10 protein-coding genes are annotated in these 12,578 nt (G+C 60.6%); all 10 read right to left on the reverse strand.

The window, feature by feature from the left end; all coding sequences use genetic code 11:
- Positions 1-71: 71 nt before the first annotated feature.
- Positions 72-935 carry a hypothetical protein gene (locus GM668_RS11215; protein WP_155439032.1) on the reverse strand — a complete coding sequence of 288 codons (864 nt, stop codon included), beginning with the start codon at positions 933-935 and terminating at the stop codon, positions 72-74.
- Positions 932-3,742 carry an O-linked N-acetylglucosamine transferase family protein gene (locus GM668_RS11220; RefSeq protein ID WP_155439033.1) on the reverse strand — a complete coding sequence of 937 codons (2,811 nt, stop codon included), beginning with the start codon at positions 3,740-3,742 and terminating at the stop codon, positions 932-934. The genes GM668_RS11215 and GM668_RS11220 overlap by 4 nt, the downstream gene beginning before the upstream one ends.
- A 50-nt stretch (positions 3,743-3,792) precedes the next feature.
- Entirely contained in the window at positions 3,793-5,556 is a 1,764-nt protein-coding gene (locus tag GM668_RS11225) for a thiamine pyrophosphate-binding protein (RefSeq protein WP_155439034.1), read from the reverse strand.
- A 9-nt stretch (positions 5,557-5,565) separates the two neighbouring features.
- Complete coding sequence (locus GM668_RS11230) at positions 5,566-6,588, reverse strand: NAD-dependent epimerase/dehydratase family protein (RefSeq protein ID WP_155439035.1); 1,023 nt, start codon at positions 6,586-6,588, stop codon at positions 5,566-5,568.
- 2 nt (positions 6,589-6,590) lie between these two features.
- A complete protein-coding gene (locus GM668_RS11235; protein ID WP_170305597.1) occupies positions 6,591-7,667 on the reverse strand; it encodes a 3-dehydroquinate synthase in 1,077 nt (358 codons plus the stop codon).
- Positions 7,651-8,394, reverse strand: coding sequence for an SDR family NAD(P)-dependent oxidoreductase (locus GM668_RS11240; protein ID WP_155439037.1), 744 nt, complete (start codon positions 8,392-8,394; stop codon positions 7,651-7,653). The genes GM668_RS11235 and GM668_RS11240 overlap by 17 nt, the downstream gene beginning before the upstream one ends.
- Positions 8,395-8,396: 2 nt before the next feature.
- The gene (locus tag GM668_RS11245) at positions 8,397-9,194 is read right to left on the reverse strand and encodes an aldolase/citrate lyase family protein (RefSeq protein WP_155439038.1); all 798 of its coding nucleotides are present in this window, start codon (positions 9,192-9,194) and stop codon (positions 8,397-8,399) included.
- A 140-nt stretch (positions 9,195-9,334) separates the two neighbouring features.
- Complete coding sequence (gene rfbH / locus GM668_RS11250; protein ID WP_155439039.1) at positions 9,335-10,654, reverse strand: lipopolysaccharide biosynthesis protein RfbH; 1,320 nt, start codon at positions 10,652-10,654, stop codon at positions 9,335-9,337.
- Between the two features lie 15 nt (positions 10,655-10,669).
- Positions 10,670-11,743, reverse strand: a complete 1,074-nt coding sequence (rfbG, locus tag GM668_RS11255) for a CDP-glucose 4,6-dehydratase (RefSeq protein ID WP_155439071.1) — start codon at positions 11,741-11,743, stop codon at positions 10,670-10,672.
- Positions 11,740-12,513 (reverse strand): glucose-1-phosphate cytidylyltransferase, encoded by a 774-nt coding sequence (rfbF, locus tag GM668_RS11260; RefSeq protein WP_155439040.1) that lies wholly within the window; start codon positions 12,511-12,513, stop codon positions 11,740-11,742. The genes rfbG and rfbF overlap by 4 nt, the downstream gene beginning before the upstream one ends.
- Between the last annotated feature and the right edge of the window lie 65 nt (positions 12,514-12,578).

Below are 12,578 nucleotides of genomic sequence, written 5' to 3' on the forward strand. Positions count from 1 at the left end.
CACGCGTGCGTGGCCTGCACACTTGGCGGATTACGCGCTGTGCGCTAATCCGCCCTACAGTTCTACACCTCTTAGTCCTTGAACAGCCACTGCGTGTGGTCGGCCAGTTCCAGCAGCTTCGGGCGGAAGGACGCGACAGTTTCGCGCACCTTCTGCACCAGCTCGATGCGCGTGTCATAAGCGCGCTGCAGTTCCGCTTCCGATTCATCGAAGGCAAAGCCGCCAATGCCGAATTCCGTGGCCTCCATGTCCGCCTTGGTCCACTCCCAGCCGTGATAGCTGATGTGCTTGACGATGACGACGGCGCCGCACAGCACGGCTTCCGTGTTGGTGCAGCTGACGGCATCGTACGTGTACAGGTAGCGGGTCTGGCGCAAGTGGGCGGCCAATTCTTCGCGCGTCGGCGGCCACTTGTACGTGATCGGCACCACGTTGGGCGGGCGGTTCGGCCAGTGTTCCGGATTCTTACCCATCCACACCATATCCTGCGTGCGCTCCGGCGTATTGTTCGCGTTGAACAAGCTTAAATCCACCGGCAGCAGCAGCAGGGTCGGCACTTCCTTGGTTTTATCCATCGGGAAGGCGCGCGTGTAATAGAAGCGGTAATAGTCGTCGGCTGGCGCCACGTTTTCGCGGCCCAGCACGTAATACACGAGGCGCTTGCAATTGAGTGGGTTGCCGTCGAGGTCGTCCGGTGCAATGAAGATGGCTTCGTTATTGATGGCTTCCCAGTTTTCACGCGCCTGGTTGTTGATGACGGGCGTATTCCACAGCGGATTGATGACCGGCGTGCCGGGCGGGCTGATGTTGGAAGTAATCAGGATCGACGCGTCAAAGCCCAGCATATTGAGTTCATGGCACAGCTGGTGCATGACGCGCACCCCCGCGCTGACGCAATAGCTGGGGGTCAGGATCACATACGGTCTGGTCTTCATTGCTTGTTCCGGTTGGGATGGGTTAACAGCAGCGCCGTGGCCTGGGACACCAATGCTTGTATGCCTGGCAAGTCAAAATTACCATCGCGAATTTCCCCGCGCATGGTGCCCAGGTACCACAGGCACGTGGTCAGCTTGCTGGACAATTGTTCCTCGGCCGTGTGGCGGTCATCGAAGTACAAATTGTTTTCCAGCGCATCGCAATACAGTTGCAGCCAGTCCAGGTTGGCGCGGATGGCCTGGCCATTGCCGCGCTGGTCCTGGCCGCCGTGCAGGCGGAAGTAGCTCAATGCTTCCGGCAGGTACACGGCATCATGTTCTTTCAAAATCGACAGCCACGTCGCCACATCCGACAGCACCGTGTACGGACGGCCGCAGAACGTGCCGAAGTAGCGGTCCAGCGCGGCCTTGCGCACCAGCACCGTCGTGGGTTCGCCAATCAGGTTGCGGCCGCCCGTCAACAGCAAATGGCCAAACTGGCGGCCGCTGATGCGGGCTTCCGTTTCAAACAGGCGTTCCGTGCCGGAAATCGGCGCCATGTGGTTGCCATTGGCATCGATCAATTGGCGGAACGACGTGACGAGGCCGATCTTTTCATCCGTCAGCATGAACGACATCATGCGCATGATTTTGTCTGGATGGTAGAGGTCGTCGTCCATCAGGTAATTGATGTAATCGCCGCGCGAATGCTTGAAGCAATTCATGCCGTTTTCCGCCGGACCATAACCAGGCACGCGGTAATAGCGGATTTGCGGATGCTTGGCCACGTACGGGGCAAAGCGGGCGCGCGTCAACTCGTCATCGCTATTGTCGCTGATGATGATTTCCGTATTCGGATACGTTTGCGCCAGCGCGCTCTTCAGCGCCAGTTCCGCATAATCGGGACGGTTGTGCGTCGGGATCAGGATCGATACCAGCGGCAAGCCGCTTGGTGTCGTCGTGCGGTCCGGCGTGGCGGCAATTTGTAAGTACCGTTCTTCCAGGTCGCGCACGAAGCGCTCGCTGTCGAACAGCGGCGTCGTCAGGCGGTTGTCGTCGAGCTTCTTGTGCAACTCGGCAGTGTAGGCGCGGTCATTGCCCAGCTTGATGGCCAGCGCTTCATAGTCGGCCATCGTGAACGTCACCAGTTCCGGCAACCCGACCGCGCGCAGCAGGCTGCCTGCCATGCGGGACGAGAACGTTTTACCGGCGCACGTCAGCACCGGCAAACCGGCCCACAGTGCATCGCTGGCCGTGGTGCCGCCGCCGAATGGGTTGGTGTCGAGGAACAGGTCGGCCACCTGGAAGCGGGCCAGGTAGTCGGCCGGCGCCACGCGCTTGGCAAACAGCAGGCGGTCGGGATCGACGCCGCGCTGCTTGGCTTCGCGCTGCAAGTTCGAACGCACGATGTCGCCATCGGCCACCAGCCATAGCACGGAATGCGGCACGTCGCGCATGATGCGCATCCAGCTGTCGAACACTTCCGGCGTGATCTTGAACGTATTGTTGAATGCGCAGAACACATACGCATCTTCCGGCAAGCCGCACGATGCCCGCGTGGGCTTGACGCCGATCTGGCGCTGGCGGTCATTGATCTGGAACGTGTGCGGCATGTGCAGCGGCTTTTCAGTGAAGAAAGGCTCCAGCTCGGGCGGCATCACGAACGGGTCAGAAATCACGTAATCGATTTCCGGCAGGGCAGTCGGGCCTGGCAGGCCCAGCCACGTGATTTGCACGGGGGCAGGGCGGTGCGACAGGATATTGTGGCGCGCATTCAACGTCAGGCCGTGCAAGTCTACGAGGATGTCGATTTCACACGCGCGTATCAGTTGCGCCGCTTCCAGGTCGGACAGCGCACCGATGCGGATATGGTGGTCCATGCCGGCAATCACGCGGGCGCGCAGCGGCGAACCATCTTCGTGGCTCCAGCAAAAACCAAACACTTCAAATTTGCTGCGGTCGTGCAAGCCGTACAGTTCCGCCGTCAGGATCGACACGGCGTGCGAGCAAAAGTCCGACGACAGGTAGCCGATGCGCAAGCGCTCGTGCTTGTAGCCGGCCGTGGCCATCGGCGCCACGCCTTTCAATACTTTTTCTTCCACGTAGCGCTGCGACGCGCCCACTTGCTCGATGGGCTCCGGCGACGCGCTCAGCATGGCCAGCGCGGACGTGCCATCGAGCAGCTTGCGTTCGGAAATGCCGATGCGGGTATCGAACACAGGCCAGTTGCACTGTTTTTGGCGCAAGTGCACCCAGTGCGTGATCACGTGGCGCTGGTCTGGTTCCAGCCGTAAGCTTTCCGCCAGCGCGGCTTCCGCTTCCGGCATGCGCTTGAGGATTTCCTGCAAACGGCCCAGGTTGTTCAGCGCCTGCACGCGCAGTGCGCGGGTTGGCGGCGTATTCGGCGGCGACAAATCCACGGCGCGGCGCCACAGTTCCAGCGACTCTTCCGGACGCTTCATGCGCTCCAGCAAGGTGCCCAGGTTCAGCAAGCCTTCGACGAATTGCGGGTTGTGTTCCAGCGCGGCGCGGTACGACGCTTCCGCTGCGGCCGGATCTTTTTCCGCCTGCAGCACAGCCAGGTTGAAATGCGCCGCATACGCGAGCGGCGACTTCGTATTGTCCAGCCACATGCGGTACAGCCCCTGCGCCTTGTCGTTCTGCTGGGCCGCAGATAAACGCTGCGCCACGTCGAACAATTCAACGATGCCGAGGATGCCGCCGCTGGCCAGGGTCAGCGCGGCGGCGTCGATACGCTCGATATCGTTGGCGGCAAACGCAGCCAGTAACTCTTGCTGCTGTTGCTGGGCGGCGGTAGGTTTGCTCATGGATGGTCCTTATTGTTCAGGCTTGTATATGGAGGGCGTATTGCCGGAAATCAATCCAGGTAGCGCATGGTAGCGCGCTGCAATTCATCTTCCAGCGCTGGCGACATCTGGTGCAGCGGGTTCGATTCCATCGTGCCGCTGGCCGTCACGCGGCTCATGATTTTCGGGAAATAGCTCTGTTCCGGGTCGATCGACACGATGAACGCGGCCGGGCCGTCCGTATCGAACAGTTGCGCGAAATCGTCGTGCTGGTCGAAATCCTTGCCGATGCGCAGCGCCGGCACGCCCCACGCCTTGAACAGTACTTCCCAGTCCGGCAAGCCGAGGCCGGACTTGATATCGCAACCGATATAGCTGCCGCCAAAGTAATTCTTTTGCGTCATGCGGATCGATGCATAGCCATTGTCGTCAAAGATGAACATTTTCAAGTTCAGCTTGTTGACGGCGGCCGTGCCGATTTCCTGCAAGTTTTGCGCGAAGCCGCCATCGCCTTCGACCAGGATCGTGCGGCGGTCCGGGTGCGCCAGCGCAGCGCCGATGGCGCCGGACAAGCCATAGCCCATCGATGCCAGCCCTTTGTTGGTGACGATGGTCTGGCCGCGCTGCTGCGCGAACGTTTGCATCATGACGGTAAACGCGCCGCCAGAGCTGCATGGCACCACCACGTCGTCGGGACGGCAGCGGCGCGACAGTTGCTCGACGAAGCGGTACGGCGAAATGTACGCTTCACCCGTCGTGTTTTGCTCGATCAGCGGCACGGCGGCTTTCACTTCGCGGCAATACGCGAGCCAGTCTTCGTGCTGGCCCAGGTCGTGCGCGCTCAAGTCTTTCAGCAGCGTGTTGACGTCCGCGTGGATCGGCCATGCCACTTCCGGGTGGCCTTTTTCCAGTTCCGCCAGGTCCACGTCCACGTGCACGACTTCACCGTTCGGCACGAATTGCTGCCAGTTGAAGCCGGTCTGCTGCATGCCCAGGCGGGTGCCGAACGCCAGCAGCAAATCGCTTTGCTGCAACAGCAGGTTCGCATAGCGCTGGCCCCACGTATTTGGGCGGCCAAAGTAATTCGGGTGGTCGGCTTCGATGCGGTCGGCGCCATTCCACGTGGTGGCGATCGGCATGCCCATTTTTTCAAACTGGTCGTGCAACGCTGTCGCCGTAGTGCGCGACACGCCGCCGCCCAGCAGCATCAGTGGACGCTGCGCAGCGCGGATTTTTTCCGCCAGGCGTTCAATCACGCCGGCATCGGCTTTCGGCAGCGCTGGCGGTGCAGGCGGCGTCACTTGTTCCAGTTCTGCACGGTCCACGGTGCGGCCCTGTATATCGAGCGGCAATTCCAGGAATACGGGGCCTTTGCGGCCATGGTTGGCATCCAGCACCAATTGCTCCATGCGGGCCCGCGTCACGGGTTCTTCCAGCAGCGCTGACACACTGCAGACGGGCTTGGCAATGGCGACACCGTCGATTTCCTGGATGCCGCGCTGGCGCAAGGTGCCACGGCTGAGGTCGGCGGTTTTCACCTGGCCGCCGATCACCAGCAATTCACGGCTTTCAAGGTACGCGCCGGCCAGCGCCGTCACCAGGTTGGTCATGCCGGGGCCGGCCGTCACCAGGGCAAACGCCTTGGAACCATCGGTGGACGATTCATTGAAATATTCAGCGGCCACGCCGGCTGCCACTTCATGGATCACGCTGACCATTTTGAAGTGCTTGGCGCTGGAGGCCAGCATGTGCATGATGTTGCCGCCTGCCACATAGAAGCAGTGCGTGTAGCCCATACTTTTGAGCCATTCGGCAATGAGGTCGCTGTATTTCATGATGTTCCTTTAGCGGGTTGGCGCAGGCAGCGGTATGGCCAGCTCTTGCGCAATATATTGTGCGGTGGCAGCGATTTGCCGGTCCAGGTCCAGCGGTGCTATGCCCAGCAGTTGCTCCAGTTTTGCAATGGCCGCGCGGTTACCGGCATACAAGTCCGGCGTCAATGCGGGATCGAGCGGGGCGCGCTGTGGCGCGGTATCGCGGCCCAGCACGGCCGCCACGCGGCGCGCCAGCGCATCGAGTTCCACGGTTTCATCGGATGCCGTATCGAAGCACACGGTGGCGGGTGCTTCGGCGCGCAGCAGCAAGCCCAGGCACAGTTCCAGCAAATCGCCGATGTAGTAATACGAGCGCAGCACAGGGCGGCGCGCATTGATGGTGATGGCGTCATCTTGCAGCAGGCGCGTGATGAACGACGCCAGCGCGTAGGCATCGAATTTATTGATGCACGGGCCGGCCAGGTTGAACACGCGCGGAATCACGACACGTACGCCATGGGCCGCGCAGGCCGCCTGGAACGCTTGTTCATCTTCATACTTGAGCCGGCCATACAGCACGGCGTTGGGATTGCGTGCAGCGGCCAGCGCAGGGTCTTCCAGCCCGCGCAGGTAATCGTAGACGGCGCCCGACGATGGCACCAGCGCGCCCTGCACGGCGCCGGAGGCAATCCAGCCCAGCACGGCATGGCGGATCGCTTCATTGCGCGCGACGTATTCGTCCGCGCTCATGCCTTGCACCTTGTCCATTGTGAGGAACGCATAATGGCAGACCAGCAAGCGCTGATTCGGTGGCGGCGTCCAGTCCAGCAGCGGTTCGATGGGCAACGTCACGCCATCCACGGCTATGCTGCCGGGACGGGAACCCAGTGCTGTCACGCGGCTGCTGAAGGCGTCGCCCAGTGCGGCGCGCAATGCGGCCAGGGTGGCGCGTCCGATCCAGCCATTGGCGCCCGTGACGACATAGTGCCACGGCGCGGCGCGCAGGCTGCCGGACAGTGCCGCCGACAGGGGCAGGGGAGACAGCGCCGCCATGGTCAAGCCGCGCCGCAGGTGGCAGCTTGCTGCAGTGCCGCTTCGAACGCCTGTTGCAGCATGGTGCGGCTGGCGTCGGTCTTCGGCAATTCCAGGCGGACCAGCTGGCCCTGCGCATCCGGCACGATGACAGCGTAATGGCTGGCGCTGTGCTTCTTGTCCGCTTCAAAGCGGCGCATCAGGTCGGCAACAAGCACTTGCGGAATCCAGCCCGGCAATTGCGGCAAGTTGGCCAGCAGGCGCGTCATGTACGCTTCCATTTGCTGCACGCGCTGCGGCGGTGTCGGGTAATGCTGGTTCAGGCGCGCAAAGTGCAGCGACGCCAGCACGCCGATGCCGACAGCAATCCCGTGCGGAATCACGAAGTCGCATGCGCTTTCAATCGCATGGCCAAACGTGTGGCCATAGTTCAGCAGCAGGCGCTCTTTCTTGTCGTGCTCATCGATTTCAATGAACCAGCGCTTGGTCATCAGCGACAGGCGGATCACGTCGCGCAATTGCTCGGGCGCGTCATGCGGCTGCGGATTCATGGCCAGGTAATCGTCAAACGCGCTGCCCGTGTGGGCAAAGCAAATCTTGACGGCTTCGCACAGGCCGGCCACGCGCTGTTCCGTGTTCAACGTGGCGGCGAATTTCATGTCGATCACCACGGTTTGCGGCGGGTAGAAATTGCCGACCAGGTTTTTATACGCGCCGACATTGATCGACGACTTGCCGCCGATGCAGGAATCCACCATGCCCAGCAACGTGGTCGGCACATAATCCCACTGCAGGCCGCGCATGTAGATGGACGTGACGAAGGTCGCGATATCCTGGATCACGCCGCCGCCGACTGCCAGCACGTGCGTCTTGCGGTTGGCGCCGAACTCGCGCATGGCAACGATGATGTCGCCCATGCGGTCCAGGCTCTTGGCCGCTTCCGTGGCTTCGATGCCGATGACTTTCAACCCCTGCGCCTGGTAGGCGGGGGCAAAGAATTGGTCGCACAGGACGATGGTGTCAGCACGGACAGCGTCGGTGCTGCCGATGCGCACGGCGTATTCGCCGGCGGACGAGGCAATCTTAAAGGAGTCGGACATGGCTGAAGCCCAGGTCAGCCGCAATGAACTGGCCGGTAATCCCGGTGTTTTGCGGCGAGCACAGGAAGAGGGCCAGGCGGCTGACATCTTCCAGTGCGGGGAGTTTATGGAAATACGTGGCGTTGCTGAGCTTTTCCAGCTGGGCCGGCGCGACGTTCTTGCGCGTCATCGGCGTGTCCAGTGCACCGGGCAGGATGGCGTTGATCAGCATGCCTTCCTTGGCCAGGTCGGCGCTGGCGGACAACACCAGGCCCTGCAATGCAGCCTTGGTCATGCAGTAGGACAGCTTGTCCTGGCGCGCCAGGTTTTGCCAGATCGAACTGATGACAGCCAGGCGGGCGCCAGGCGCCAGCAGCTTTTTGTCGAGCAGGAATTTCAGCGTGGACAGGATGTACAGGCAATTGGCCTGGTACAGGGCCAGGTGCTGGTCCAGATCCACGTTGTAGACATTGTCGGTACCGTTGGCGCCTTGCGCCCAGCAGACCGCGTGATACGGTCCGCCGGCCGTGAGGGCAGCCTCGCCTTCCGGCGTGGCGCTGAACGGGTCATACGCCAGCGGACGGATGTGATCCCAGGCCGGGTCGGTGGCGTCAACGCCACCGCTGCGGGACACGCCCGCGACTTCCCAGCCTTCCGCGGCAAACCGCGTCGCAATCGCGGAGCCGATGGCGCCGGTGGCGCCGAAAACCAGCGCGCGCACAGGCGCGCCCGCAATTGCGTCCACCATGCTTATTTGTTCAATACTTTCCAGCGTGCTTCCAGCATGTCGATACGTTTCGCATCTTCGCGCTCGATGAAGCCATAGTAGTCACGCTTGTTCTGCAGCCACAGCAGTTCAAAGTGCACAGCTTGCAGCAAGCCTTGCTCCATGTTGGGCGCGTTGGCAGCCTGGCCGTCGAAGATCACCTTGCGGGTTTCGAAACGGGTCAGGTGCACGGCAGCCATGCGGCGCAGTGCCGGCAGCGAATCCATCGATACACCGCCACCCACCACCAGGTCCAGCTTGTGCTGTTTGCATACGGCGGCGGTTTTCAGGATGTAATCGGTAACCTGGTCGGAATTGATGTCGTCGCGCGACAGGCCGTGCGACAGCGAGAAGTCCACGCGGCCAAACACGATGCCTTGCACACCATTCGCGGCGGCGGCAGCCTTGGCCATGTCTTCCAGGTGGCCGAAGGTGGACAGGGTTTCCAGGTTGAACAGGAAGTCGGTATCCGACTGTTCTTCAGCGGAATACACCTTGTTTTTCGCGTCGATGAATTTCGACAGCGCGTAGGGCGTTTCCACCATCGGTGCAATGATGTAATCAACGCCGATCTGGCGGCTTTCCAGCAAGTCGCGTACGGCTTCGCAGCCGCCGATCTTCAGGCCGACTTTCAGTTCAGCGTGGCGCGCGATGTCCAGCAAGCGCAGCAGCTCATCGATACGGGTGCCCTCGGCTTCGAATTCGGCCTTGACTGCCAGGTAACCGAATTCCTCTTTGCCACGTTTCAGAATATCCAGCATCTGACGTTCGCGTTTGTTCATTTTTCACTTCCTCCATCACTTGATTGAGATGCTGCCGTTAGAGCAGGGGCGTTGGCCATTATATGCTGCAGAGACAGGTTTAATTGGCCGAGAAATGCGCCTATGCCCCTGTTATTTCACTCTTTGATACGGATTGACGATCAAAAACCAACACCAAAGAACTCTTCAATCTTGGTAGCGGCATATTCCAGCATTTCCTTAGTCAATCCTGGATAGACGCCGATCCAGAACGTGTCGTTCATGACGATATCGGTATTCGTCAATTCACCGGAAACGCGGTAGTTGCGGCCCACCATGTAAGGCTGGCGCGTCAGGTTGCCTGCGAACAGCAGGCGGGTACCGATCTTGTGCTGGTCCAGGTACTGCAGCAAGTCCACGCGCGACACGCCGGATTCAGCCTTGATGGTCATCGGGAAGCCGAACCACGACGGGTCTGAATGTTCGGTGGCTTCCGGCAAGATCAGGAATTCCGTGCACGTTTGCAGCCGCTCTTTGAGGAACTTGAAATTGTCCTTGCGGGCCTGGATGAAGCCGGCTGCGCGGTCGATTTGCGCCACGCCGCATGCGGCTTGCATATCTGTAATCTTGAGGTTGTAGCCGAGGTGCGAATACGTGTATTTGTGGTCATAGCCTTCCGGCAAAGTGCCCAGCTTCCAGCAGAAGCGCTTGCCGCACGTGTTGTCCTTGCCTGGCGCGCAATAGCAGTCGCGGCCCCAGTCGCGGAACGATTCCGCAATGGCTTTCAATTCAGGATTGTTGGTGAAGACTGCGCCGCCTTCGCCCATCGTGATGTGGTGGGCTGGATAGAACGACATGGTGCCGATGTCGCCAAAGGTGCCGACCATTTTGCCGTGGTACGTGGAGCCCAGCGCGTCGCAGCAATCTTCCACCAGCCACAGGTTGTATTTCTTGCAGATGGCGGTAATCGCATCGAGGTTGTAGGGGTTGCCCAACGTGTGGGCCAGCATAATCGCCTTGGTCTTCGGCGAAATCGCTGCCTCCAGCTTCGTTACGTCAATGTTGTACGTGCCCAGTTCCACGTCGACAAACACGGGCACGGCGCCGAATTGCAGGATCGGGTTCACGGTGGTCGGGAAGCCGGCTGCCACGCCGATGACTTCGTCGCCTGGCAGAATCGCGCGGTCGCCCAGTTTGGGCGACGTCAGCGCGGAAAACGCCACCAGGTTGGCGGACGACCCGGAGTTGACGGTAATGAGGAATTGCACGCCCAGCAGCTTGGCCAGTTTCGCTTCGAACTCATCATTGAAACGGCCTGTGGTCAGCCATGCATCCAGCGAGGCATCGACCATCCGTTCCATTTCCGGCGCGCCGACGACTTTACCGGCCGGCGGGATCACGGATTCACCGGGGACGAAAGCCTTCGGCTGGCTGGCCAGCGCGCCATATTCGGCTACCAGCTTGAGGATTTGTTCGCGCAATTGTTCTTTGGTCTGGCTCATGATGTGCTGCCTTACTTAAATTTCAGTGTTTTGATATTCGGTGATCTGCGCCAGGGTCAGCGCGCGCATGTCCGCGCCGTCCGCGTGCGCCTTGTGCCACGAGACAATCTGGTCGATGGTATGCGCCAGGTTCCAGCGCGGCTGCCAGCCCAGGCGGCCTTTCGCCTTCGAGCAGTCCAGTTTCAGATAGGTTGCCTCATGTGGCTGCGGCGCGGCGTCCAGTTGCCATGCGGCGCCATCGCCCCAGCTGTCGCACAGGCGGGAAATGATCCATTCCACAGGGCGGGCATCGGCATCATGCGGGCCGAAATTAAAACCTTCGGCAAACGTTGCGCCGTGTTCATATAAATGTTCGGCCAAGGTCAGGTAGCCCGACAGTGGTTCCAGCACGTGCTGCCACGGACGGATCGCGTGCGGACTGCGGATTTGCACGGGTTTGCCGGCGGCAATTGCGCGGACCATGTCGGGAATCAAACGGTCTTCCGCCCAGTCGCCGCCACCAATCACATTGCCGGCGCGGCCGGAACCCAATGCAATGCCGTGCTCGGCATACTTGGCCGGATTGAAATACGAATTGCGGTACGCGCTGGTGATTAGTTCCGCGCAACCCTTGCTGTTGCTGTAAGGATCGTAGCCGCCCATGGGTTCGTTTTCACGGTACCCCCACGGCCATTCCTTGTTTTCATAGCACTTGTCGCTGGTGACGTTGACGACAGCCTTGATGCCCGGCGTGGCGCGCACGGCTTCAAACACGTGCACCAAGCCCATGACGTTGGTGGCGTACGTTTCCACCGGGTGCGCATACGAATAGCGCACCAGCGCTTGCGCCGCCATGTGGATGACGATGTCCGGCTGTGCTGCCTGCATGGCGGCACGCACGGCGTCCGCGTCGCGGATATCGCCGAGTGTCGATTGCATGCCTTGCGCCACCTGGGCGACGTCGAACAGGCTGGGCTGGCTCGGCGCGGGCAGCGCAAAACCGTGCACCTGTGCACCCAATTGCTGCAGCCACAAGCTGAGCCAGCTGCCTTTAAAACCCGTGTGACCGGTAAGAAATACGCGTTTGCCTTGCCAGAACGATGGCTTCATGCCCAGCGCTTCCATGGGGCATGACCGCTTTGCCACAATTCTTCCAGCGCGACTTTATCGCGCAGCGTATCCATCGGCTGCCAGAAACCACTGTGCGGATAGGCATTCAGCTGGCGGTCCGTGGCGAGTTTTTCCAGCGGGTCGCGTTCCCAGTACGTGCCGTCATCGGTAATGTAATCGATGACTTTCGGCGACAGCACGAAGTAGCCGCCATTGATCCAGTTGCCGTCGCCTTGCGGTTTTTCCTTGAAGGCCGTGATGGCGTCGCCATCGAGGTCCAGTGCGCCAAAGCGGCCCGGCGGCTGCACGGCCGTCATCGTGGCCAGCTTGCCATGTGCCTTATGGAACGCAATCGATGCTGTGATGTCGATGTCGGAGACGCCGTCGCCGTACGTAAAGCAGAACGCGTCATCGTTTTCCACATACTGGCGCACGCGCTTCAGGCGGCCGCCCGTTTGCGTGGTGTCGCCCGTATCGACCAAGGTGACTTTCCACGGTTCGGCATGGCGCTCATGCACTTGCATGGTGTTGTTTTGCATGTCGAACGTGACGTCCGACGTATGCAGGAAATAGTTGGCGAAGAATTCCTTGATCACGTAACCCTTGTAGCCGCAGCAAATCACGAAATCGTTGATGCCGTGCGCCGAGTACGTTTTGAGGATGTGCCACAAGATGGGCTTGCCACCGATTTCCACCATCGGTTTGGGTTTGACGGTGGTCTCTTCACTCAGCCGTGTACCCAGTCCGCCTGCAAGAATGACTGCTTTCATGTTGCTCCCTTTTGTTCTGTAGTTTGGCAGCGGAATACGCAAGTAGGCGGTGATTCTTCTGCCAG

The sequence above is a fragment of the Pseudoduganella ginsengisoli genome (genome assembly GCF_009720865.1).
In the GTDB taxonomy this organism is placed as follows: domain Bacteria; phylum Pseudomonadota; class Gammaproteobacteria; order Burkholderiales; family Burkholderiaceae_D; genus Rugamonas; species Rugamonas ginsengisoli.

Excerpts from the sequence above, each read along its gene's own strand:
- GM668_RS11215 (WP_155439032.1), bottom strand. The coding sequence starts at position 935 with ATGAAGACCAGACCGTATGTGATCCTGACCCCCAGCTATTGCGTCAGC.
- GM668_RS11220 (WP_155439033.1), bottom strand. The coding sequence starts at position 3,742 with ATGAGCAAACCTACCGCCGCCCAGCAACAGCAGCAAGAGTTACTGGCT.
- GM668_RS11225 (WP_155439034.1), bottom strand. The coding sequence starts at position 5,556 with ATGAAATACAGCGACCTCATTGCCGAATGGCTCAAAAGTATGGGCTAC.
- GM668_RS11230 (WP_155439035.1), bottom strand. The coding sequence starts at position 6,588 with ATGGCGGCGCTGTCTCCCCTGCCCCTGTCGGCGGCACTGTCCGGCAGC.
- GM668_RS11235 (WP_170305597.1), bottom strand. The coding sequence starts at position 7,667 with ATGTCCGACTCCTTTAAGATTGCCTCGTCCGCCGGCGAATACGCCGTG.
- GM668_RS11240 (WP_155439037.1), bottom strand. The coding sequence starts at position 8,394 with ATGGTGGACGCAATTGCGGGCGCGCCTGTGCGCGCGCTGGTTTTCGGC.
- GM668_RS11245 (WP_155439038.1), bottom strand. The coding sequence starts at position 9,194 with ATGAACAAACGCGAACGTCAGATGCTGGATATTCTGAAACGTGGCAAA.
- rfbH (WP_155439039.1), bottom strand. The coding sequence starts at position 10,654 with ATGAGCCAGACCAAAGAACAATTGCGCGAACAAATCCTCAAGCTGGTA.
- rfbG (WP_155439071.1), bottom strand. The coding sequence starts at position 11,743 with ATGAAGCCATCGTTCTGGCAAGGCAAACGCGTATTTCTTACCGGTCAC.
- rfbF (WP_155439040.1), bottom strand. The coding sequence starts at position 12,513 with ATGAAAGCAGTCATTCTTGCAGGCGGACTGGGTACACGGCTGAGTGAA.